Raw genomic sequence first — 23333 nt, 5'->3', positions numbered from 1 at the left:
GGGCAACCGCAGGTAGTGGCTGCCCTCCCGACCTTTTAGGATCCGGCGTTGGAGAAGTCCGAGACGCGCTGACCGGTACCCAGGAGCTCACGAATCGCTGCAAGAGTTCGCTCGGCTGCGTGTCCGTCACCGTAGGGGTTCACCGCCCGGGACATCGCTTGGTAGGCGTCAGGATCGTCAAAGAGCGCTGAGACCTCAGCAATAACACGCTCCTCCTCGGTGCCGATCAGCCGCACAGTTCCGGCTTCGACTGCCTCGGGGCGTTCGGTGTTCTCGCGCATCACTAGCACTGGCTTCCCCAGCGACGGCGCCTCCTCCTGGACTCCGCCGGAATCAGTCAGCACTACATGCGCCAGACTCATCAGCCGTGCGAACTCGGCGTAGGGGAGAGGCTCTGTCACCACTACATTGGAACGTCCGCTGAGCGCTGGCAGGATAGCCTCCCGCACCACAGGATTGCGGTGCGCCGGAAGAACGATGAGCATGTCGGGATACCGTTGGGCCAGACGTGCCAGCGCGCGTCCTACACCTTCCATGGCGCTACCTTGGTTTTCGCGGCGGTGGGTGGTGACCACTAGCAGACGCTGACCGCTGCCGGCAGCGTCTGCCAACGCTTGTTCCGCAAAGGGGACGTCTCGCTGCGCGACTGTCAACAGGGCATCGATCACCGTATTGCCGGTCACCGCGATGTCCTTCTCCGCCACGGCCTCCCGCAACAGGTTCTGCTTGGACCCGGAGGTGGGCGTTAGATGCAGCGACGCGACCTGAGAGATCATCTTGCGGTTGGCTTCTTCGGGAAAGGGCGAGAACAGGTTGAAAGAACGCAGTCCGGCTTCTACATGGATCACTGGGACGCCCAGGTAGAAGGCGGCCACAGCACCGCCCAGTGCCGCAGTGGTATCACCCTGGACGACGACGGCGTCTGGCCTGGTTTCTGCGAGGAGATCCTGAAGCCCTGACACTGTCTTACTGAGGATTCCGTTGAGAGTCTGTCGGGGCTGGATGATGTTGAGGTCGTGGTCGGGAGTGATGCCGAAGAGATCGTTGACTTGGTCCAGCATCTCGCGGTGTTGACCGGTGACCGTGACTACCGGGTCAAAGTCGGAGCTGGCCCTAAGTGCCTGAATGATCGGGGCCATCTTGATAGCTTCGGGCCGGGTTCCGTAGACCGGCATGATCTTCTTTGGTGACCATCCAATAACACTTTCCTGCACTGTGGACCTTTCCTTTGGGCGGTAGCATCGCGCAGCTGTTCTTTCCAGTCGCGTGGGTGAGTTCAGCCTAGGACAACTGCTGCGCATTAGCGGCACGGGAATGTCCAGCACGGCTAGGAGGTTACTTCAAATATGAAAAACATCGGGTTCCTTTCCTTCGGGCACTGGACGCCGTCGCCGCATTCGAAGACTCAGACGGCGTCGGACACGCTCCTGCAGTCAATTGACCTCGCAGTTGCTGCCGAGGAAGTAGGGGTCGACGGCGCCTACTTCCGTGTGCACCACTTCGCCCGCCAACTGGCTAGCCCCTTCCCGTTGCTGGCAGCAGTGGGCGCACGCACCTCACGCATCGAGATAGGCACCGGTGTCATCGACATGCGGTACGAGAACCCGATGTACTTCGCCGAGGACGCCGGGGCCGCTGACCTGATCTCCGGTGGGCGACTGCAGCTGGGCATCTCTCGCGGTTCACCAGAACAGGTCATCGAGGGTTGGCGGTACTTCGGCTACTCACCTGCTGAGGGTGAGACGGAAGCGGATATGGCGCGCCGGCACACTGAAGTGATGCTTCAGGTGCTTCAGGGCCAGGGCTTCGCCGAGCCGAACCCGCGGCCGATGTTCCCCAACCCGCCGGGCCTGCTGCGCCTGGAACCGCACTCTGAGGGTCTGCGCCAGCGGATCTGGTGGGGTGCAGGGTCCAATGCCACCGCTGAGTGGGCTGCCCAACGGGGCATGAATCTGATGAGCTCCACGCTGAAGGACGATGAGACCGGCGAGGCCTTCCATATTCAGCAGGCCAAGCAGATCCGCGCCTTCCGCGAGGAGTGGGCCCGCCATGACCACGGCTTCGAGCCCCGGGTTTCGGTCTCCCGCTCCATCATTCCGATCGTCACTGATGAGGACCGCGCCTACTTCTTGGGTCAGCGGGATGCGCAGGATCAGATCGGCATGATCGATGAAAAGACGCGGGCGATCTTCGGGCGCAGCTACACCGCTGAGCCCGATGCCCTGGTGGAGGAGCTGGCCAAGGACGAGGCCATTGCCGAAGCCGACACCCTGCTGATCACCGTGCCGAATCAACTGGGTGTGGACTACAACGCGCAGCTGATGAGCAACTTTGTGGAGCATGTGGCCAAGCCACTGGGCTGGAAGTAAGCTCCCGCGTCATCCTCGAAGCTACCTCCGGCGCAAATACGGTAAAGAAACTGCCGGAACTCACCCAATAAGGGGAGGAGTTCCGGCAGTTTCTTTACCTAAGTTCGGGGCTCAGCGCAGGAACAGCTTCTTCATCCGGTAAGCCGCCACGGTCATGCCCACCGCCACCATCACCAAGTAGTAGCCGATGTGCACCAGAGTCATGGTGCCGAAGTCCCAGAAGGCGATGTCGCGCATCAGCTCCACCCCGTGCCACAGCGGGAACGCCTGAATGACCCACTGCACGCCCTGGGGATAGACCTCAATGGGAAACAGCGTGGCCGAGAACAGGAACATCGGCATCAGGATCATCATCATCCAGTCCATCTGCTGGAACCGCTTCATGAACGATGTGACAGCCATACCCACCGACGCGAATCCCAGGGCGATGAACAGCGCAGTGAACCACATCAGCAGCGCTGAGAGCGGGTCAACCAGCCCGGTGGCCAGCAGCACACCCAGGAAGCCCAATCCATAGATTCCACCGCGGAACAGCGCCAAGAAGATCTCGCCCACGGCCACATCCAAGGGACCCAGCGAGGTGGACATCATGGTCTGGTAGAGCTTGGTGATCTTCAGTTTGAAGAACACGTTCCAGGTGGAGTCAAAGATCGCACCGTTCATGGCGGAGACCGCCAATAGCGCGGGTGCAATGAACGCGGCATAGCTGACGGTGCCGCCGTCGGCAGCCTCGACTCCTGAGATCATCGGGGAGATGCCCAGCCCGAAGCTGGTGAGGAACAGCACTGGCTCCAAGAAGCCGGAGATGAAAATGACGCCGCGGTTATTGCGGATGGCCGATAGGCCACGTTGGAAGACTGCGCGGATATTGCCGGAGTACATGCTTGTCAGCAGGCCACTGCGCACCCGCACCGGGGGCACTCCTTCAGAGCGGCGATAGGCACCGGCGGCAGTCTCCTTGGCATCCACACGGGCTTGCCGTTTGGCGTCTGCTTTGGCGCCGGGAGTACGCCCGCGCCACTCCTCATATCCGAGCCGGCGGATGAAAATCCGCTGGACCAGACGCCAGGAGATCACGACGACGGCGAGCAGGTATCCGGCATGCAGGGCTGTCAGCCACAGCGGCGTCGGCTGTCCGAAGGCCAGCACCCGGCCCAACTCATTGGCATGCCAGATTGGGGAGATCCAGCCGATCACTTGCAGCGCAGCAGGCAGATTGGTCAGCGGGTAGAAGGTGCCGGAAAACAGGAACAGCGGCATCATGATGAAGCGCTGGATGATGGCGGCATGTCCCTTCTCCTCCCGTAGCGTGGAGATATAGGCCATGATCGGAAGTCCCATGGCGAGACCACCTAGGGTGGCGGAGAAGATCTGCAGCACTGCCAGCGGCGAGGTGATCGCACCGAAGGCATACAGCACAGCGATGAACACCACTGAATGCACCAGGAACCGGACGCAGACCGCCAGGATGTGCCCGGAAGCGATCTGCGCCGGAGTCAGCGCGGTCGCCTGGGCGCCGTAGTACTTGCGCCGCCACTTGAAGCCCTCCATCACGGGGAAGGTGAATTCAATGCCGGCGGACATCGCCACAGTAGAGGCCAGCACGGCCGGGGCGATATACATCAGGTAGCTCTGGGCACCATAGGCAGAGAAGTCTGCGCCATCGCCGATGAGCACGCCGAGGCCCAGCCCCATGGCCAGGATGTACATGATCGGCTGGAAGATGGAGCTGGCAAGGATCACGCCACCGTAGGCGCGCATGGACCGCAGCGTGGCCTCAGCCTGATAAAGCGCCCCGCGCAGGCCGGTGCGGGCAGACAGCGCGTCCTTCTGCTGGGCAGGGGAAGTAGTAAGGGACGCTTGGGTCGAGGTCATGAGGTGAAACTCCGCTTCAGGCCGTGGCCACAACCGGGGGTCTTTAGGTGTGAAGGCCCGCGCCACTGCAGCGGGCCGAGAGCGTGGCGGGGTTCCCCCGCCCGCGGGACTAACTCAGTCAATGAGGGACCGTCCCGTCAGGCGCAGGAAGACATCCTCTAGGGAGGAACGGCGGACCAACGAGGTCATGGGCTTCAGTCCAGCCGCGTGGATTCTCTCCAACGCGGTCTCAGCCTGGCCTGCGTAGACCAGCAGGCGGTCCGGCAGCACCTCGATATGGCTGAAGCCCGCGGCGTCGTCGTCGCCCAGGATCTTTTCCAGGTGCTCAGCCAGTTCGGCATTGCGGTCCATGCCGAAGCGCAGTTCCAGCACCTCGCGGGTGGAATGCTCGCGGATCAGCCCGGCCGGTGAACCCTCGGCCATGATGGTGCCGTGGTCCACCACCACCAGGCGGTCGCACAGCTGCTCGGCCTCATCCATATGATGGGTGGTCAGCACCAGCGTAGTGCCGGATTCTTTGAGCCGGAACAGCCGGTCCCACAGCACATGGCGGGCCTGCGGGTCCAGTCCGGTGGTGGGTTCATCCAGCAGCAGGATCTCAGGTTCATTGACCAGGGCCCGGGCAATGGTGAGCCGGCGCTTCATGCCGCCTGAGAGGTCCTCCACCCGAGCTGAGGCCTTGTGGCTGAGCTGAGCGAAGTCCAGCAGCTCATCGGCCTTGGCCAGCAGGTATCGGCGCGGCAGCCCGAAGTACCGGCCGTACATGATGATGTTCTCGCGGACCGTGAGCTCTTCATCCAGGTTGTCCTGCTGCGGAATCACGCCCAGCCGAGCCCGCACCCGCGGGCCCTCCACCTCAGGATCGAGGCCAGCGACGTTCATCTGCCCAGAGGTGCGGGCGGCCACAGCGGCGATCATGCGCATAGTGGTGGACTTTCCGGCGCCGTTGGGGCCGAGCAGGCCGAAGGCCTCGCCGCGGGTGACGCTGAAGGTGATGCCGTCAACGGCGGTGAAATCGCCGTAGCGCTTGGTCAGGTCCACGGCTTCAATGGCGGGTGAAGGCGATGAGTCAGCGGACGCACGTGTGGCGGGGGCAGCAGCGGTGGGCATGAGACTTAGCTTACACATGGCCATGGACACGTCATCGGTCAATTTCTCTGACCGAATTCACCCCTAAGGAGGACGACGGCGAGGGAGTAGTCCTGAAGAATGACTTCAGTACACACTCCCACCTTTCAGAGAGGGAAACATGTCTGCACCTGTTCTCGAAACAGAGAACCTGGTCAAGGTCTATGGGCGGGGCGAATCACGCTTCGACGCCCTCAAAGGCCTGACCTTTGAGATCCACCAGGGCGAATCGGTGGCGATCGTGGGCAAGTCCGGCTCGGGCAAGTCCACGTTGATGCACCTCCTTGCCCTGCTTGATGCACCTACCGCGGGCGTCGTCGCCCTTGAGGGCCAGCCGGTGAACAAGCTGAAGCCCAAGCAGGTCTCCAAGCTGCGCAACGAGACCTTCGGCTTTGTCTTCCAGCAGTTCTTCCTCAACCCGAACCAGACGGTGCTGGAGAATGTGACCCTCCCGCTGAAGATTGCTGGTGTGGGCACTGCTGAGCGCAACCGCCGCGGTATGGCTGCCCTGGAGCAGCTGGAGATGGCGGATAAGGCCAAGAACAAGGCCACTAATCTCTCCGGCGGCCAGAAGCAGCGCGTGTGCATCGCCCGGGCCCTGATCAACAACCCCTCGGTGCTGTTTGCCGATGAGCCCACCGGCAACCTGGACACCAATACCGGTGAGATCGTGGAGGACATCCTCTTCGGGCTGCATCGTGACCACGGCATCACCCTGGTGGTAGTGACCCATGACGAAGACCTGGCCGCTAAGTGCCAGCGACGCCTGATCATGCAGGACGGCCTGATCGTGCGCGAAGAGACCGGCTCGAGCCTGCCCGCTGAGGCTAGCCACCAGGAGGACGCCCAGTGAAGTCATTTGATGTAGCACGCACAGCATTCGGCAACACCATGCGCTCGAAGATGCGCACGGCGCTGACGGTGATCGCTATTGTCATCGGTGCCTTCACCCTGACGGTGACCTCCGGTCTGGCGGCCGGTGTGAACCAGACCGTTGATGACATGGTGGCCGGCTATGGCGATGAGGACCAGCTGTTCATCATGCCGGCAGCTGCCATGGGCATGGGCGAGGACACCGGACCGGGGCCGCAGGAATATGATCCCGACGCCGCCCACCAGGAGTCCGAATTCGGTCAGGCGATGCTCTCCGATGAAGACATCGAGACCATCGAGGGCATTGAAGGAGTCACCAATGTTGACCCCATCTTCTTCGTCAGCCCGGACTACCTTGAAGCCGAAGGCACTCAGTACACCCTGAGCAGCCTCGGATTCCCGGCCGATTCTATGGCCATGGAGCTGGTGGCCGGTGATGCCCCCTCTCGCGATGCCATGGAGATCACGATCCCGGATACCTGGCTGACGATGTTTGATGAGGACGCCGCCGACTACGAGGACATCGATCCGGAGATCGCCCTGGGCGAGACCGTAGAGATCGGCGTATCCAACATGGTCCTGGAGCAGGACACTGTCGAAGCGGAGATCGTGGGTGTGTCCACCCAGAACCTCGCCGGCATCGGTGGGGCACCTATGCCCTCCCACGCGCTGAACGACGAGCTCTACGAAATCCAGAACTCCGGTCTGGACATCGAGCGTCCCGATGCCTATGTCCAGGCAGTGGCGGATGTGGATGGCCTCGCCGACAACGAGCAGCGACTCAAGGAAGCTCTGCAGGATGAGGGCATGGTCGGTATGACCCTGGAGGACATGCTGGGCATTATCCAAAGCGTCATCGACGCCATCGCCTGGGTGCTCTACGGCTTCGCACTGATCGCCCTCCTGGCAGCCAGCTTCGGCATTGTGAATACCCTGCTGATGAGCGTGCAGGAACGCACCCGAGAGATCGGCCTGATGAAGGCCCTGGGTATGTCGTCTGGAAAGGTCTTCGGACTCTTCTCGATGGAAGCAGTGGTGATCGGCATCCTCGGCTCGGTCATCGGTGTGGCACTGGGGCTCGGCGGAGGATTCCTGGCCAATGGATGGCTCACTGGATCAGGCGGACCGTTGAGCACCGTTGGTGGGTTGACCCTCTTCGCGTTGAACGTCCCTGCACTGCTGGCCATCCTCGGCGTGATTATCGTCATCGCCTTCTTGGCGGGAACCCTTCCAGCAGCCCGCGCTGCAAAGAAGGACCCGATCGAGGCCCTGCGGTACGAGTAGCCAAGCGATATCAGTGACTATTCAGGATACGTCCAGCTTCGGTTGGAAGCGTTGAGCTGAAGGTCAGAAACACACCGGATCACAAGCAAGCTAAGGAGTAGCGATGAGCACCCCTCCCAATGACAATTCGCCCCAGTGGGGCAATCCTGGTAATCCCGGATACCCAGCTGGACCGCAGACCCCAGGCAACCCCTATTCGGGTCAGCCTGCTGGTCAGCCCGGGGGACAGCCGAGCAAATTCGGCACCGAGGCCTACAACCCCGGTGCCGGCTACGGGGCTCCGATGGAGGAACCGAATAAGTTCCGCACCCTGAAGACCCTGACTCTTGCGTCGCTGGGCGTCTACGTGCTGTCCCAGATCTTCGGTCTGATGAGCATCTTCACCCCAGAGAGCGAGCAGGTCATCCGTGACCAGTTCGCAGCGATGAACATGCCGGTGACCGACGACGACATCAACGCCGCGATGGCATTCAGCGTCGGCCTGGCTGTGGTGTTGACGGTCATTGCCGTGGGCCTCTACCTGCTGGTGTACTTCGGCCTGCGTGCTAAGAAGAACTGGGCCCGCATCACCGGCGTAGTCTTGGCCATCCTGGGCACCGTGTTCACCGTGGGCGGGCTGCTGATGGACTCCGGCGCCATGACCAGCGGGATGGGCCTGGTCAGCCTGGCGCTGACCGTCGCCTGGGTCGCCCTGAACATCTACTGGCTGGTCCTGGCATTCAACGGCCAGGTCAAGGCCTACTTGGAGCAGTTCAACCGCTGATCCTCACCCGTTGAGAGAGCCCCGGTCCTCCTCGCCATGCGCGGAGGGCTCGGGGCTCTTCTCGTCGTCATCCGTTATAACGCCCGCCCATAGCCACCGGCCGCAGCGGGTGCCGAGTGGTCAGTTTGTCCGCTAAGAACCGGCCCAGCGGCCCATCGTCACGGACAAAGTGACCACTCAACACAAACCGAGACCGACGCCGAGTACGACGCCGTCGTACTTCGTTGCGGTCTGCAACTAGAGGGATAGAGTGAAGCAGTGAGTCCCAACCCGCAGACAGGCCCGGCACCTTCGCAGCGTCGAGTCATGACGGCGCTGCTGCTGCCGCTTTTTGCCTCCCTGATGAGTATCTCTTCGGTCATGGTGGCTCTGCCTGCCATTGAGGAAGGTCTCCGCGCAAGCTCTTCAGACCTGCAATGGGTGCTTTCCGGATACGCGCTGGCTTTTGGCATCGGTCTGGTACCAGCCGGCCGCGCGGGAGATCTCTGGGGCAGGCGCCGAATGTTCCTAGCCGGCGTTGCGGTCTTCGGGCTGACCTCGTTGATCGCTGCATTCTCCCTCAGCCCTCAGATGCTCAATGTCATGCGCATTCTCATGGGCCTTGGCTCATCCATGCTCGTGCCGCAGATCATCGGCATGATTCAGCGGCTCTTCACCGGTAGCGCCCGCGGCCGCGCCTACGGTTTGATGAGCACAGTGATCGGGCTGGCCGTGGCGCTGGGGCCACTGATCGCGGGAGTCCTCATCGACTTCGCGCCGGCGGATTTCGGCTGGCGGATGGTGTTCCTGGTGAATGTGCCGGTGGTGGGGATCGGGCTGCTGGCGGCCTTCCTCTGGCTGCCTGCCCCGCACGACGACGATGCGCCGGCAGCACTGCCGCCCGGTTCCCCGCGCGGACTGCGCCGGCTGGACCCAGTCGGGGTGGTCCTTCTGGCGGCCGCGATCGTGATGGTGATGCTGCCCTTCATTCAGTTCCAGAACCTGCTGGGTCTGGTGCTCGGACTGGCCGGCGTCGGGCTGCTGATGCTGTGGCTGGTCTGGGAGAAACGCCTGGGGGAGCGCGACGTGGAAGCCCCTATGGTGAACCTGCGGCTCTTCGCACTGCCCAGCTACACCTGGAACTCTGCAGTGCTGATCCTCTACTTCGCCGGGATGCCGGCGATCTGGGCCATCGTGGCCATCTATGTCCAGCAGGGACTGGGCGAGGGGGCCTTCATTGCCGGTCTGGTCACGTTGCCCAGTGCTGTGATGGTCACGCTTCTGGCCTCGCAGGTGGGTAAGCGCGTGGAGCACAGCGGCCCGGCGATGCTGGTGGTGGGAACCGTCGCAGCGGTGGCTTCTATGCTGGCGCTGGCTGCTGCGACCGCGCTGATGGACACCGACTACGGGTCACTATGGTGGATCGCCCTGGCACTTGGTCTCAACGGGTTCTCCCAGGCACTGATCATCCCCAGCGCGCAGACCCTATCCATGCAGGATGTGCCGGAGAATATGGCCGGGGCAGCTGGCGGGGTGGCACAGACCGCCCAGCGCGTGGTGACGGCCATCGGCATCGCCATGGTCACCGCCATCTACTTCCTGGTAGCGGGTGAGGGCGGCCATCAGGCCGGTATGCAGATCGGTTCACTGGTGCTGGCCGGCATTATGGTCTTCTCGGTGCTGGCCGCCATAGGCGCGGCCCGTAGGGCAAAATCTACGAGCCTATAGGCCGAGGCCGTCAACGAGCTGCGCAGGCGGCACTGTTGTGGTCAGACGACCCTGCTCAGTCCAGACCGGCCCTGCTCAGCACAGACCGTCTCGGCTCAGCGTAAACAGCACAGCACAGCATAAACAGCACAGCTCAGCGCAGGCGGGTGACCTCGCGCAGATCCTTCGCGGTCACGTACTTCGGACGGCCTGCGAAGATGCCAGCGCGAAGTTCTGAGTCCTCCCACTCCTTCTCTGCCGCGGCGAACTCTTCGGATCCACCTGCGCGGGAGACGAACCAGGTCAACTGGGACTTATCGGCATCCAGCCACATCGACTCGATGGTGAAGCCCAGGGATTCCCGGGCGGGAAAGACCTCAGTGGTGAGGAACTCGATGAACTCATCAGCCAGTGCAGGATCCAGCGTGTAACGGCGCATCCAGGTGGTGCGTTCGGCGCCGTCGGCGGTGGGAGTTTCGGGAAGCACGGTCATAGTCCGCTCCTTGGGATGCCTAGCTGGAATGGTCCGAGTTCATCCTATGCTCTGGCTCGTGTGGACAATGTGCTCTGCCCCACGTTTTAGCTCAGCGAATCGTCCACACCGGGGGCACCTCCGCACCGGTTCCTTTCGCCCTTGGCAAACGCAGATCGCCAACCAACCACTCAGGCTTCGGGCTGACTGCCCTACGGAACTACTCGTGCCGCCTGAGAGGTCCCAATAGCGGGATTCGCATCGATCCCGTCAACACGCGATAATTGCGCCCATGAGTTCTGCCCCCTCCCTGCCCTCCGGAGCTGCTGCTCTGCGCAACGCCGGCCGCCGCGGCACCGGCATCGTCTTCGCCGTGATGATCACCGTGCTGCTGGTCGCGCTGGTCTTCGCCGCCAACCAGAACGACATCATCGGTTGGATCCTGGTGGTCATCGCCGGTGGTTGGCTGCTGCTGGCCACCATCATGGTGATCGCCTTTCAGCGCGGTGCTCGCAAATTCGGCGACGCCGTTGACTCAGCTCGCGCAGACGCAGCTGCCCGTCGTACCGGAGGCGACCCGGGCGCCGTCGTCGTTGATGAGGACACCCACGCCCGCAACCTGAAGCTGGACCACTCCTTCAAGATCGTCCAGGTCCAGGCCCGGGTGATCAAGCAGGAGCTGGCCAAGAGTGAGCACGCGGATAGGGAGATGGTGGACCGTGCCCTGGAGACCATGGAGATCACTTCCCACAACGGCCGGGACATGCTCGCTGATCTGGTGGGCCGACGGAAGAAGAACCGTGACGACGACGCCGGGGGCACCGTCTCTGGCGAAATCGTCGACTGAGCGCTACCTCTGGCACGCCACCTACGGCACCACATCCGATCGCACGCCGCCCACACACCCTGCTGACAAGCCCTGCTGACACACGCTGCTGACCTTTTGAGGAAATGATGACTGAGACCCCCGCAGAGACCAGCCCGCACATCATCCGCGATCCCAAGGGTGAGGACTTAAGCCGGATCGCAAGCGTGAACGTCAACGGCATCCGTGCGGCCCATCGCAAGGGCATGGGCGAGTGGCTGGCCGAACGCGACATCGACATCCTGGCCCTCCAGGAGGTCCGCGCCGACGGTGCCACCCTGACCAAGCTGGTCCAGCAGATGACCGAATCCACCGGGGAGACCTGGCACATCCACGAGCACGAGGCTTCGCAGAAGGGCCGTGCCGGGGTGGCTATCGTCTCCAAGCAGGCACCGTTGGCTACCCGCACCGGTATCGGTGAGGGCCACCCAGAAGATGACGGTCGCTGGATCGAAGCCGACTATCAGCTCGGCGACGGCAGCACGCTGACGGTGGCCAGCGTGTACGTGCACTCCGGCGAGGTCGGCACCGAAAGGCAGGAGCACAAGATGCGCTTCCTGCAGTACATGCTGGAGTACCTTCCGCAGCTGGCCCGGCGCACCGACCATGTGCTGGTCATGGGTGACCTCAACGTGGGCCACCGCGAGTTCGACATCAAGAACTGGAAGGGCAATGTGAAGAACTCCGGCTTCCTGCCCGAGGAGCGTGCCTATTTCGATCAGTACTTCGGCGAAGCCGGGTATGTGGACGTGGCCCGCACGCTGGCCGGGGAAGTGGACGGCCCCTACACCTGGTGGTCCTACCGTGGGAAGGCCTTCGACAACGACACCGGCTGGCGCATCGACTACCACATGGCCACCCCGGCTCTCGCGGAGCTGGCCACCAACCCCAAGGTGGACCGCGCCGCAGACTATTCGCTGCGCTGGTCTGACCACGCACCGCTGGTCATCGACTACCGTCTTCCTTAAGGGAGGTCGCCCGGCGTCGTCGTGCGGTCTCTGACAGATGAGAGATCGCACCAGAAGAGACGAGGCCCTATGCAGCTGGAATCCGTTACCGTCCGGCGAATGACTCTGCCGATGCTCACGCCTTTCACCACGAGCTTCGGCACTCAGACCCACCGGGACCTGCTCATTGTGGAGGCCCACAGCGGCAGAGTCACCGGTTACGGAGAGTGCGTGGCGCTCGCGGAGCCGCTGTACTCCGAGGAGACCACCAGCACCTGCGCCCTGGTCATCCAGGACTACATCCTGCCGCGACTCCAGGGGCTGGAGATCAGCCACCCGCGGGAGGTCTCCGCGGCGCTGAGCCCGCTCAAGCGCAACAATATGGCCAAAGCCGCAGTAGAGGGCGCGATCTGGGACCTCTGGGCCAAGCGTGAGAATCAGTCCTTGGCACAGAGCTTCGGTGGCACCAAAGACGCGGTGGAGGTGGGCTTGAGCATTGGTATCAAACCCACTGATGCTGACCTGATCGACACTGTCGGTGCAGCAGTGGATGCCGGGTATAAGCGGATTAAGATCAAAATCGCCCCCGGTCGTGATCTGCAGATGATGCGCGCAGTCCGTGCCGAGTTCCCCGATGCGGTGCTCATGGCCGATGCTAACTCCGCCTACACCATGGCGGACCTGGAGTTATTCCAGGCTCTGGACGAGCTGGATCTGCTGATGGTGGAACAGCCTCTGGCTCATGATGACATCGTCGACCACCGCCACCTGCAGGCCGCCATCCGCACCCCGGTCTGCCTGGATGAGTCCATTCACAGCGCCGAGGATGCCAGGCAGGCGATCGAGCTCGGCTCCTGCCGGATTATCAATATCAAGATCGGCAGGGTCGGGGGCATCGCCGAGTCGCTGAAGATTGAACAGCTGTGCCGTCAGCACGGTATCGATGTCTGGTGCGGCGGCATGCTGGAGACCGGCATCGGTCGAGCCCACAATGTGGCCATCGCGTCGCTGGAGGGCTTCACACTGCCCGGTGATACTGCGCCGTCTGCCCGCTACTGGGCAGAGGACATCATTGAGCCCGAAGTCACCATGGACGACGGCGTGGTGGCGGTTCCCACGGCACCGGGACTGGGTTTTTCGGTCAAGCAGCAGCTTCTTGACGAGCTCACCGTCTCCTCCTTCAGCACCGACTGGCGCTGAAGGAAGAGGCTCATCATTCCGCAGCGAATTGCCGCTGCCTTTAGACTGGCTGTGCGCCCGCTCGATCCATGCGATCCGGGCGCACAGATCTGTCGTGGACGTACCAATTGACTAGTGAGGACCATCGTGACGCAGCGCATACTCTCCGGAATGCAGCCCTCTGCTGATTCCCTTCACCTGGGGAACTACCTTGGTGCGCTGGTCAACTGGGTGCGCATGCAGGAGGAGTACGACGCCTTCTTCTTCATCCCCGATATGCACGCGATCACCGTGCCCCAGCCGCCGCAGGAGCTGCGCGAGCGGGTGCGTCGCACGGCCGCACAGTACATTGCCGGCGGCATCGACCCCGAGCGCTCCACGCTTTTCGTGCAGTCCCATGTGCCCGAGCACGCTCAGCTGGGCTGGGTCATGACCTGCCTGACCGGCATGGGCGAAGCCGGGCGAATGACCCAGTTCAAGGACAAATCGGCTAAGCAGGGCGCAGACTCTGCCGGCGTCGGACTCTTCACCTATCCCATGCTCCAGGCTGCGGATATTCTGCTGTACCAGCCGCACGGGGTGCCGGTGGGGGAGGATCAGAAGCAGCACGTGGAGCTCACCCGTAACTTGGCTCAGCGCTTCAACCACCGGTACGGCGAGACCTTCCGGGTGCCTGAGCCGGTGATTCCGGAAGCCGGCGCCCGCATCTATGATCTGCAGAATCCCACCGCCAAGATGTCCAAATCCGCCGAGTCGCCCAACGGGCTGCTGAACCTGCTGGACACCGATAAGCAGATCGCTAAGAAGCTGAAGTCAGCAGTGACCGACGACGGCGCTGAGATCCGCTTTGACCGTGAGTCCAAGCCGGGCATCTCCAACCTCTTGACGATCTACTCCACCCTCACCGGCAAAGCGATCGAGGACATCGTTGCTGAGTATGAAGGCAAAATGTACGGTCACCTGAAGGTGGACCTCGCAGATATCGCCGTGGCCCAGCTGGGGCCCATCCGGGACCGTGCGCTCCAGTTGCTGGATGATCCCGCTGAGCTTGACGCGCTGCTGGCCAAAGGGGCGGCCAAGGCCCGCGCCGTCGCTGCTGAAACTCTGGCCACCGCCTATGAGAGGATCGGCTTCCTGCCGGCCTCCGCTGCCTAGCACTATGGCCTACCCCTCCCGACTCCGACCGCGTCCCGTGGGCGGACGTGCGGGAAATCAGCAGCAGAACACCGGCGGCATTCTGGACAGCGCCCGTGCTCGGATAGCCCGGCACGATGAAAACCGCGAGGTCAGCGCGAAGATTGACCCGTTGGATGTCGAACGACTCAAGCAGGAGGAACTCCAAGCCCGGATGGCCTATGGCCGGGCGCGCCGGGAAGGTAAGGGCGGATTCGGCCTGGTCCTGCCCGCCCTGGGCTGGGGTCTCGCTCGTGCCAACCGCACCCGTCTGCTGCGCGCGGTCAATCTCTTCTTCTTCCACTACGGCACAGTAATGGCCGCCGGCGCAGCGTACATGATGTTCTTTTCCGTCGCTGCGATGCTCTTTGCGGGGTTCGCCATTGCCGGACTGGTCATCGGCGGCAACCAGGAGTACCAAGAGCTGATCGTCCGTGCGGTCAACACCGCCATCCCGGGAATCATCGGCGAAGACGGACTGGCCACCCCTAAACAACTCTTTCAGACCCGTGGTCTGAATCTTGCCCTTCTGGTCTCGCTGGTGGTGGCAGTAGTGACCTCGCTGAGCTGGGTGCATGGACTGCGCTCGGGGATGCGCAGCATCTGGGAGCGCCCGCTGATGGCTGAGAATGTGCTGGTGGTCAAAGCCCGGGATCTGGGCATCATGCTGGTGCTGGTGATCATCGTGCTGAGCACTGCGGTCATCGGAGTCGTCACCACACTTTTCATCGAGGAGATTCTGCATCTTCTGGGCTGGGAGCTTGATGGCGTAGCTTCGCGGCTGACCAGGGTCACTTCGCTGGTGATCGCCTTCGGGCTGGATATGTTCATGGCGGTGGTCCTGATGCGCGGTGCCTCTCGGCTGAGTATCCCGGTGAGCGTCCTCTGGCAGTCGGCGCTGATTGCCGGTATCGGTGCCTCAATGCTGCGCCTGGGCTCAACTCAGCTGCTGCAGAACTATGCCGATGCCCCTCTGCTGGCAGGTTTTGCCACCGTGCTGGGACTCTTCTTCTACTTCTACCTCTTCAGCCTGGTCTACCTGGTGGCCTCCGCCTGGGGTGCGATTGCCGCCGCTGATCACAGCGCCAAGGTGGGATGAACCGCCGACATCGACCACGTGTCCGGCACTGCCACGGGAAACTAGCTGGATAAAGCGGAAAAGTATCCTGGGAAATCCCTGGAATGTGCTTTCTCGATCCCGGCCGGGCGAATTCTTGTGCATAGGCTGGCATAGAGACCACGCCTTCCACCCAGGCGCCGGCACTTAAGGAGAGCATCGCCGAATCTGAACTCCAGACGGTCATGTTCGAGCAGCTGAACTTCTACAACCACACAGATCGCCATCGTCATCGATGGAGAAGAGGAGACCGCAGTGAGCAGCATCAGCAGAAACGGACTGATCAATTCGGACAAGGTGCGACTGGCGCTTGGCCTGGGGCTGGTCGGGGCACTGGCCCTGACTGCCTGCGGCGGGGACGACACCCAGGGAACCGAAGAGCCCGGCGAGGTTCAGGGAGAGACCGGTGAGGCCGCTGATCCGGGGACGCAGGGCACAAGTGAGGAAACCCAGGAGGCGGTCTCCCAGGAAGCTCCCTTGCTGTCTGAGATCCAGGATCAGGTGACTCAGACACTGCATGAGGCAGAATCGGTAACTATCACCGCCAGCGGCAGCGTCCCTGGTCTCGCAGATGAGGGCTCCGATAGCGACACTGAGGATCCTGACCTGGAGGAAGCCGAGGATGCCGAGGACCTCGATGACGAGGCGGAGGAACAGCTGGAGAATGCCGAGGACCTGCAGATGGTCTATCGGGGCGCTGGAGACGGATCATTGGCAATGGCTGAGGTGTCTGCCGAGGGCGTGCAGATGTCGGTGATGACCGTGGACAACGCGGCCTACTTCTCCGGAGACTCGCTGTTGAGCATCTTCGAATCGCAGTTACCGCAGGATCAGCTTGAGCAGTTCGATCTTGAGGCGCTGCGCGAGGATCTTGACGGGCGCTGGATCGATACCGGTCAGGAGGATGACCTGGGAAGTCTGGCTGATGTCCTGGATGAGATCGATGAGGATGAGTGGACGGATGAATTCTCAGAGGAAGGCACCGTCGAAGAGCGAGATGGTCAGACCGTGTGGGTCTACAGCGGAGATGACAGCTCTGAGCTGGTGATCGTGGCTGATGAGGAGAGGCCGTACCTGCATTCCATGACACAGGGCACTGACGGCGATGACCTCAGCATCATCTTCAGCGACTGGGACAGCACCGAGCTTCCTGAGGAGCCCGCTGAGGAAGACATCATCAGTGAGGAGGAGTTCCAGCAGCTGATGATGCAGCGCCTGCAGTAGACAGCGGCACCGCATAGTGATGGCCCCGGTCCAAACGGAGCGGGGCCATCACTATGCCTATGAGTCAGGGACTTAAGAGAACCTGACTTACAGGCTGCGAGTCAGGATTGCGGTCTTGACTTCCTGAATAGCCTTGGTGACCTCAATGCCGCGCGGGCAGGCGTCCGAGCAGTTGAAGGTGGTGCGGCAGCGCCACACACCTTCCTTATCGTTGAGGACCTCCAGGCGCATATCGCCGGCGTCGTCGCGGGAGTCGAAGATGAAGCGGTGAGCATTCACAATCGCTGCGGGACCGAAGTACTGGCCATCGGTCCAGAACACCGGGCAGGAGCTGGTGCAGGCTGCACACAGGATGCACTTGGTGGTGTCATCGAAACGTGCGCGGTCCTCAGGGGACTGCAGCCGCTCGGCGGTGGGGGCGGGGGAGTTGTTGACCAGGAAAGGCATGATCTCGCGGTAGGACTGGAAGAATGGCTCCATGTCCACGATCAGGTCCTTCTCGATCGGCAGACCCTTAATGGCCTCCACCAGGATTGGCTTGGAAGTGTCCAGATCCTTCAGCAGCGTCTTGCAGGCCAGGCGGTTGCGTCCGTTGATGCGCATCGCATCGGAGCCGCAGATGCCGTGGGCGCAGGAGCGCCGGAAGGTCAGCGAACCGTCGATCTCCCATTTGACCTTGTGCAGGGCATCCAGCACACGGTCGGTGCCGTACATGGTCAGCTGCCACTCATCCCACCACGCGTCCTCAGCGCGCTCGGGGTCATAGCGGCGAACCTTCAGCGTGATCTCGAAGCTCTCGACGGCGCCGGCGCCCTCGCCCGACTCGTTGAGGTCAATCTTGGATGCCGGCTCAGCGGCGTCAACAGTGGGGGTGCTCATCAGTACTTACGCTCCATCGGCTCGTAGCGGGTGAAGACCACCGGCTTAGTGTCAAACCGGATGCCCTTGATGCCTTCGGTTTCAGCTTCCTCGTCCTTGTACAGCATCGAGTGAAGCATGAAGTTGTCGTCGTCGCGCTCGGGGTAGTCCTCGCGGTAGTGGCCACCGCGGGATTCCTTGCGGTGCAGAGCGGAGACAGTCATGACCTCCGCCATGTCCAGCAGGAAGCCCAGCTCCACGGCCTCGAGCAGGTCCAGGTTGAAGCGACGGCCCTTGTCCTGGATCTGGACGTTCTTGTAGCGGGTCTTGAGTTCACCGATCTTGGTCAGTGCCTCCTGGATGGTCTCCTCGGAGCGGAACACCTGCATATTGGCGTCCATGGTCTCCTGGAGCTCGCTGCGCAGCGTGGCCACGCGCTCGCCGCCATTGCCATCACGCATCATGGACAGCTGGGATTCCACGAAGGTATGCGGGTTCTCCGGCAGCTCCACGAAGTCAGCGGTCTGCGCGTACTCAGCAGCGTAGATACCCGCGCGCTTACCAAAGACGTTGATGTCCAGCAGCGAGTTTGTGCCCAGTCGGTTCGACCCATGCACGGATACACAAGCGACCTCACCGGCGGCGTAGAGGCCGGGGACAACAGTGTCGTTGTCCTGCAGCACCTCCGCCTTGATGTTGGTGGGGATACCGCCCATGGCGTAGTGGCAGGTGGGGAAGACCGGCACCGGTTCGGTGTAGGGCTCCACACCCAGATAGGTCCGGGCGAACTCGGTGATATCCGGGAGCTTGGCATCGATATGAGCCGGCTCCAGGTGGGTCAGGTCCAGTAGCACGTAGTCCTTGTTCGGACCGCAGCCGCGTCCCTCGCGCACCTCATTCGCCATGGAGCGGGCCACGATGTCACGCGGGGCCAGGTCCTTAATGGTGGGTGCGTAGCGCTCCATGAAGCGCTCACCCTCGGAGTTGCGCAGGATGCCGCCCTCACCGCGGGCAGCCTCGGAGAGCAGAATGCCCAGGCCGGCCAGACCGGTGGGGTGGAACTGGACGAACTCCATATCCTCAAGCGGGATGCCTGCGCGGTAGGCGATGGCCATGCCGTCACCGGTGAGGGTGTGGGCATTGGAGGTGGTCTTGAAGATCTTGCCCAGGCCGCCGGAGGCGAAGACCACGGACTTTGCCTGGAAGATATGCAGCTCGCCGTTGGCCAGGTCATAGGAGACCACGCCTGCCACGCGCTTCTGCTTGAAGGGGGTGCCGTCCTCGCGGACTGCGTCCTCTTCCACGGTGAGCAGATCCAGCACGTAGTACTCGTTGTAGAACTCGACGTTGTGCTTGACGCAGTTTTGGTACAGCGTCTGCAGGATCATGTGACCGGTGCGGTCTGCGGCGTAGCATGCCCGGCGCACGGCGGCTTTGCCGTGGTCACGGGTGTGTCCGCCGAACCGACGCTGGTCGATCTTGCCCTCGGGGGTGCGGTTGAAGGGCAGTCCCATCTTCTCCAGGTCCAGCACGGCGTCGATGGCTTCCTTGGCCATGACCTCCGCTGCATCCTGGTCCACCAGGTAGTCACCGCCCTTGACGGTGTCAAAGGTGTGCCATTCCCAGTTGTCTTCCTCGACGTTGGCAAGCGCCGCACACATGCCGCCCTGGGCGGCACCGGTGTGGGAGCGGGTCGGGTAGAGCTTAGTCAGCACGGCGGTGCGCGCGCGCTGGCCGGATTCGATGGCGGCGCGCATACCCGCACCGCCGGCGCCGACGATCACGACGTCGTACTTGTGAACCTGCATCTGCTTTCGGCTCTCTTTTCTTAGGTGCTAGTGCGTATTCTCGGGTGACTTCGGCTTACGCGTTACTGAACTGCGCTCTGGCAGAACGAGGGCGCGCGCTCCATCAGCTCACCGGCTTCGTTCATCAGGCAGGGCTCGAAGGTGAAGATCACCATGGTGCCCAGGACGATGATGACGGTGGCGGAGAGGAAGAGAATCGACTTCAGCCACATGCGGGTGGAGTCCTTCTCCGCGTAATCATTGATGATGGTGCGCATGCCGTTGGTGCCGTGCAGCATGGCCAGCCAGAGCATGGTCAGATCCCAGAACTGCCACACCGGGTTCGCCCATTTGCCGGCGACGAACGCGAAGTCGATCTGGTGGATGCCGTCGCCCACCATGAGGTTGACCCAGAGGTGAACGAAGATCAGAACCACCAGAGCGGCACCGGAGACACGCATGAACACCCATGCGGCCATCTCGAAGCTGCCGGAGGTGGATGAAGACCTGCGCAGGTACTTAGGGTCGATGCGTCCCGAGCGCGGGGCCTCGATGCCCTGCGCGGGGAGCACTGCTTCAGAGTTTGCGGTGGTCATAGTTCTAGAATCCTCCCCAGCCGTCGAGGAACAGCATCAGGTGTCGGACGGTGAAGGCGGCCATTGTCACGAACCAAAGTGCCAGCACGATCCACAACATCTGCTTGTGGTAGCGGGTGCCCTGCTTCCAGAAGTCCACCAGGATGACCCGGATGCCGTTGAATGCGTGGAAGACGATGGCGCCCACCAAGCCAATTTCACCGAGAATCATGATCGGGTTCTTATACGCGCCGATCACGGCGTCGTATGCCTCTGGTGAGACGCGCACGAGCGATGTGTCGAGCACGTGGACCAGAAGAAAGAAAAAGATGCCGACACCGGTAATCCGGTGCCCCACCCAGGACCACATGCCTTCGCGGCCCTTATAGAGGGTGCCTTTTGTCTGCGTCACCTGTTGTAAACCTCCCTGCGTCGTCGCATGGCGTTGAAGCTTCACCTTTTCTTGGGTGCGGTCATCAGATCGCGGCGAAGCCTCCTGATGTGACGCCTGTGCGAGCTGCGATCTTAGACACAAGCCTAAGGCACCGGCGCCCGCGACGTAGGCCGCGGCGCTGCTGATATGTCAATGTTGCGCAGATCATCCTAGCCCTGTGCGCACAGGGATCGGAAAAACCGCCGCAGCACCAGTTTTTCTACAACACGTAGAAAAGATGCAACGTTCTGTCGCAATGCCGGCATCCTCCAGACCGTTACCCTTGGTCACGTGACTTCCCGTACTGAACCGCTGACCGAATCCCTGCTGCGACGCTTCCACGCCGTGATCCCCGCAGGAGGAGTAGGCACCCGACTGTGGCCGCTCTCTCGAGCCGATGCACCGAAGTTCCTGCATGACCTGACCGGCAGCGGCACCACCCTGATCCGCTCCACCTACGAACGGCTCAGCCCGCTGGCAGGCGAGCGAATGATGGTGGTCACCGGAATCAAGCACCGCGAGGCGGTCTGCCGACAGATCCCGGAGCTGCAGCCAGCGGATCTGGTGCTTGAACCCGAGCCGAAGGACTCCGCGGCCGCCATCGGACTGGCAGCGGCCATCCTCCACCAGCGCGATCTCTCATCAGGACGCGGCGAAAGCACCATCATGGGCTCCTTCGCAGCTGACCAGGTCATCGCCCCCGTTGATGTCTTCCAGGAGGCAGTGCGCGAAGCGGTAGCCGCCGCTGCCCCCAGCGCAGATTCCGCCGGCAAGATCGTCACCATCGGCATTACTCCCACCCACCCCTCCACCGGCTTCGGCTACATCCGGGCCGGTGAGCATTTTGAGGCCGACGGCGCCCCGCACGCTCAGCAAGTGGTGGAGTTCGTGGAGAAGCCCGGCGAAGAAATCGCCCAGCAATACGTGAACAGCGGCGACTACCTTTGGAACGCAGGAATGTTCGTTGCGCCGGTGGATCTGCTGCTGCAGCACCTGCAGCAGACTGAGCCTGAGCTGCACGCCGGGCTGACCGAGATCGCCCGCAGCTGGGGGACCGAGGAGCAGGACGAGGTCGTGGCCCGGATCTGGCCGCAGCTGCCCAAGACCGCCATCGACTATGCCGTGGCAGAACCGGCCGCCGCCGCCGGCGACGTCGTGGTCATCCCTGGTGACTTCACCTGGGACGATGTGGGGGACTTCGCCGCCATCGCGCGTCTGAACCCGGCGGCGGATCAGGAGTCCATGACGGTCCTGGGAGAAAAGGCGCGCGTGTACTCCGAGGAGGCCTCCGGCGTCGTAGTGTCCGAAACCAAGCGCGTGGTGGCTCTTATCGGGGTGGAGAACATTGTGGTGGTCGACACCGAGGATGCTCTTCTGGTCACCACCACAGATCACGCCCAGAGCGTGAAGAAAGCAGTGGAGGCGCTGAAGGAGAAGGGAGACAGCGATGTCCTCTGAGGGCGACGTTGACACCACCGCGAAGGTGGACGCAGAAGTTGAGCGGGCCACTGCCGGAGCCGCAGGCCTCCAGGAGATCATCGCTGAACTGCAGCAGCGGCTGGTGGAATTCCGCAGGGACATCCATGCTCACCCGGAGCTTAGCTTCCAGGAGACCCGCACGACCGAACGGATCCTGACCACCCTGCGCGAGGCCGGATTGGACCCCCAGCCGCTTCCGGAGACCACCGGTGCCTATGTGGACATCGGACCCGAGGGAGCCGAGTTCGCGGCAGGATTCCGCGGCGACATCGACGCTCTGCCTGTCACCGAAACCACCGGTCTGCCCTATGCCTCCACCGTTGAGGGCACCGCCCATGCCTGCGGCCATGACATTCACACCACCGTGATGCTCGGGCTGGCTCTGACCCTGGAGCGCCTGCACACCCAGCGGATCTCCGCAGGTCACCGGCAGGGCCTGGGCAAACGTATCCGGGTGATCTTCCAGCCCGCAGAGGAGACCATGCCCGGCGGAGCCAAAGAGGTAGTCCGGCTCGGACTGCTTCAGCCGCTGCCGCAGATCTTCGCCCTGCACTGTGACCCGAAGCTGACCGTGGGCTCCATCGGCACTCGAATCGGTCCCATCACCTCCGCCGGGGACATTGTGCGCATTGAAGTCACCGGACGCGGAGGGCACACCTCGCGTCCGCATCTGACCGAAGACGTGGTGGGAGCGCTGGGGCATATCGCCACCAGCGTGCCTGCGGTGCTGGCCCGGCGGATCGATGTCCGCTCCGGAGTCTCCCTGGTCTGGGGGCATATCCAGGCCGGCAACGCAGCCAATGCCATCCCCTCCACCGGAATCCTGCATGGCACTATGCGCATCCTGGACGCCGGCGCGTGGAAAGAGGCCGGGGGAGTGCTGGCCCCGGTTGTGCAGCAGGCAGCCTCCTCCTACGGGGTGGATGTGACCCTGGATCATGTGCGCGGGGTCCCGCCGGTGAACAACACCGAGGCCGAAACATCGCTGATCGAAGAGGCCGCCCGACGCGTGCTGGCGCCGAAGAGCGTGGTCCTGGCCGAACAGTCCATGGGGGGCGAGGATTTCGGGTGGATGACCCACGAAATCCCCGGATCGATGTTCCGTCTGGGCACTAAGACTCCTGGCGGAGAAGAATACGATCTGCACCGCGGCGACTACACCCCGGATGAGGGCGCCATCACGGTGGGCGTCAAAGTCATGGCCGCCGTGGCCGAGGCTGCCGTTCACTCCACCTCTTAGGATTGA

Annotated in this window: 21 protein-coding genes; 13 read left to right on the top strand and 8 right to left on the bottom strand. The window is 62.6% G+C overall.

What is annotated here, in order from left to right; genetic code table 11:
• Positions 1 to 35 precede the first annotated feature (35 nt).
• Complete coding sequence (wecB, locus tag ABEA23_RS03925; protein ID WP_345476764.1) at positions 36 to 1175, bottom strand: non-hydrolyzing UDP-N-acetylglucosamine 2-epimerase; 1140 nt, start codon at positions 1173 to 1175, stop codon at positions 36 to 38.
• Positions 1176 to 1346: 171 nt separating this feature from the next.
• Between wecB and ABEA23_RS03920 the strand changes: the two genes are divergently transcribed.
• Positions 1347 to 2369, top strand: a complete 1023-nt coding sequence (locus ABEA23_RS03920; protein WP_260073194.1) for an LLM class flavin-dependent oxidoreductase — start codon at positions 1347 to 1349, stop codon at positions 2367 to 2369.
• A 111-nt stretch (positions 2370 to 2480) separates the two neighbouring features.
• Here the strand turns inward: ABEA23_RS03920 and ABEA23_RS03915 are convergent, their stop codons facing one another.
• Positions 2481 to 4244, bottom strand: a complete 1764-nt coding sequence (locus ABEA23_RS03915; protein WP_345476763.1) for an ABC transporter permease — start codon at positions 4242 to 4244, stop codon at positions 2481 to 2483.
• Between the two features lie 114 nt (positions 4245 to 4358).
• Positions 4359 to 5354 carry an ABC transporter ATP-binding protein gene (locus ABEA23_RS03910; protein WP_345476762.1) on the bottom strand — a complete coding sequence of 332 codons (996 nt, stop codon included), beginning with the start codon at positions 5352 to 5354 and terminating at the stop codon, positions 4359 to 4361.
• A 139-nt stretch (positions 5355 to 5493) separates the two neighbouring features.
• Between ABEA23_RS03910 and ABEA23_RS03905 the strand changes: the two genes are divergently transcribed.
• From ABEA23_RS03905 to ABEA23_RS03890, 4 genes are all read left to right on the top strand, one after another.
• Positions 5494 to 6225 (top strand): ABC transporter ATP-binding protein, encoded by a 732-nt coding sequence (locus ABEA23_RS03905; protein ID WP_260073196.1) that lies wholly within the window; start codon positions 5494 to 5496, stop codon positions 6223 to 6225.
• Entirely contained in the window at positions 6222 to 7529 is a 1308-nt protein-coding gene (locus ABEA23_RS03900; RefSeq protein ID WP_345476761.1) for an ABC transporter permease, read from the top strand. The genes ABEA23_RS03905 and ABEA23_RS03900 overlap by 4 nt, the downstream gene beginning before the upstream one ends.
• 103 nt (positions 7530 to 7632) lie before the next feature.
• Positions 7633 to 8292: a hypothetical protein gene (locus ABEA23_RS03895; RefSeq protein ID WP_049897780.1), complete on the top strand. Its 660-nt coding sequence runs from the start codon at positions 7633 to 7635 to the stop codon at positions 8290 to 8292.
• A gap of 258 nt (positions 8293 to 8550) precedes the next feature.
• Complete coding sequence (locus ABEA23_RS03890) at positions 8551 to 9999, top strand: MFS transporter (RefSeq protein ID WP_345476760.1); 1449 nt, start codon at positions 8551 to 8553, stop codon at positions 9997 to 9999.
• Positions 10000 to 10132: 133 nt separating this feature from the next.
• On the opposite strand, the gene ABEA23_RS03885 is transcribed toward ABEA23_RS03890, so the two are convergent.
• Positions 10133 to 10471 carry a hypothetical protein gene (locus ABEA23_RS03885; protein WP_345476759.1) on the bottom strand — a complete coding sequence of 113 codons (339 nt, stop codon included), beginning with the start codon at positions 10469 to 10471 and terminating at the stop codon, positions 10133 to 10135.
• Between the two features lie 271 nt (positions 10472 to 10742).
• Between ABEA23_RS03885 and ABEA23_RS03880 the strand changes: the two genes are divergently transcribed.
• From ABEA23_RS03880 to ABEA23_RS03855, 6 genes are all read left to right on the top strand, one after another.
• Entirely contained in the window at positions 10743 to 11297 is a 555-nt protein-coding gene (locus ABEA23_RS03880) for a hypothetical protein (RefSeq protein WP_345476758.1), read from the top strand.
• A 104-nt stretch (positions 11298 to 11401) separates the two neighbouring features.
• The gene (locus ABEA23_RS03875) at positions 11402 to 12283 is read left to right on the top strand and encodes an exodeoxyribonuclease III (protein ID WP_425577108.1); all 882 of its coding nucleotides are present in this window, start codon (positions 11402 to 11404) and stop codon (positions 12281 to 12283) included.
• Between the two features lie 69 nt (positions 12284 to 12352).
• Entirely contained in the window at positions 12353 to 13462 is a 1110-nt protein-coding gene (gene menC / locus ABEA23_RS03870; protein ID WP_345476756.1) for an o-succinylbenzoate synthase, read from the top strand.
• 126 nt (positions 13463 to 13588) lie between these two features.
• Positions 13589 to 14596: a tryptophan--tRNA ligase gene (gene trpS / locus ABEA23_RS03865; RefSeq protein WP_345476755.1), complete on the top strand. Its 1008-nt coding sequence runs from the start codon at positions 13589 to 13591 to the stop codon at positions 14594 to 14596.
• Between the two features lie 4 nt (positions 14597 to 14600).
• A complete protein-coding gene (locus ABEA23_RS03860; RefSeq protein WP_345476754.1) occupies positions 14601 to 15713 on the top strand; it encodes a YihY/virulence factor BrkB family protein in 1113 nt (370 codons plus the stop codon).
• A 273-nt stretch (positions 15714 to 15986) separates the two neighbouring features.
• Positions 15987 to 16955 carry a hypothetical protein gene (locus ABEA23_RS03855; protein ID WP_345476753.1) on the top strand — a complete coding sequence of 323 codons (969 nt, stop codon included), beginning with the start codon at positions 15987 to 15989 and terminating at the stop codon, positions 16953 to 16955.
• An 87-nt stretch (positions 16956 to 17042) separates the two neighbouring features.
• Here the strand turns inward: ABEA23_RS03855 and ABEA23_RS03850 are convergent, their stop codons facing one another.
• From ABEA23_RS03850 to sdhC, 4 genes are all read right to left on the bottom strand, one after another.
• Positions 17043 to 17834 carry a succinate dehydrogenase iron-sulfur subunit gene (locus ABEA23_RS03850; RefSeq protein WP_345476752.1) on the bottom strand — a complete coding sequence of 264 codons (792 nt, stop codon included), beginning with the start codon at positions 17832 to 17834 and terminating at the stop codon, positions 17043 to 17045.
• Complete coding sequence (gene sdhA / locus ABEA23_RS03845; RefSeq protein ID WP_044495957.1) at positions 17834 to 19621, bottom strand: succinate dehydrogenase flavoprotein subunit; 1788 nt, start codon at positions 19619 to 19621, stop codon at positions 17834 to 17836. Before sdhA ends, ABEA23_RS03850 begins: the two co-directional genes overlap by 1 nt.
• Before the next feature lie 62 nt (positions 19622 to 19683).
• Complete coding sequence (locus ABEA23_RS03840) at positions 19684 to 20196, bottom strand: succinate dehydrogenase hydrophobic membrane anchor subunit (RefSeq protein ID WP_345476751.1); 513 nt, start codon at positions 20194 to 20196, stop codon at positions 19684 to 19686.
• Between the two features lie 4 nt (positions 20197 to 20200).
• Positions 20201 to 20587: a succinate dehydrogenase, cytochrome b556 subunit gene (gene sdhC, locus ABEA23_RS03835; protein WP_260073693.1), complete on the bottom strand. Its 387-nt coding sequence runs from the start codon at positions 20585 to 20587 to the stop codon at positions 20201 to 20203.
• A 312-nt stretch (positions 20588 to 20899) separates the two neighbouring features.
• Here sdhC and ABEA23_RS03830 point away from each other — a divergent pair, with 312 nt between their 5' ends.
• Both ABEA23_RS03830 and ABEA23_RS03825 read left to right on the top strand, forming a co-directional pair.
• A complete protein-coding gene (locus ABEA23_RS03830; protein WP_345476750.1) occupies positions 20900 to 22066 on the top strand; it encodes a mannose-1-phosphate guanylyltransferase in 1167 nt (388 codons plus the stop codon).
• The gene (locus tag ABEA23_RS03825; RefSeq protein ID WP_345476749.1) at positions 22056 to 23327 is read left to right on the top strand and encodes an amidohydrolase; all 1272 of its coding nucleotides are present in this window, start codon (positions 22056 to 22058) and stop codon (positions 23325 to 23327) included. Before ABEA23_RS03830 ends, ABEA23_RS03825 begins: the two co-directional genes overlap by 11 nt.
• Positions 23328 to 23333: the final 6 nt, after the last annotated feature.

The organism is Nesterenkonia rhizosphaerae, from assembly GCF_039544555.1.
In the GTDB taxonomy this organism is placed as follows: Bacteria; Actinomycetota; Actinomycetes; order Actinomycetales; family Micrococcaceae; genus Nesterenkonia; species Nesterenkonia rhizosphaerae.
The sequence above is the reverse complement of the archived record's forward strand: the minus strand, read 5'-3'. Positions and strand labels throughout refer to the sequence as shown.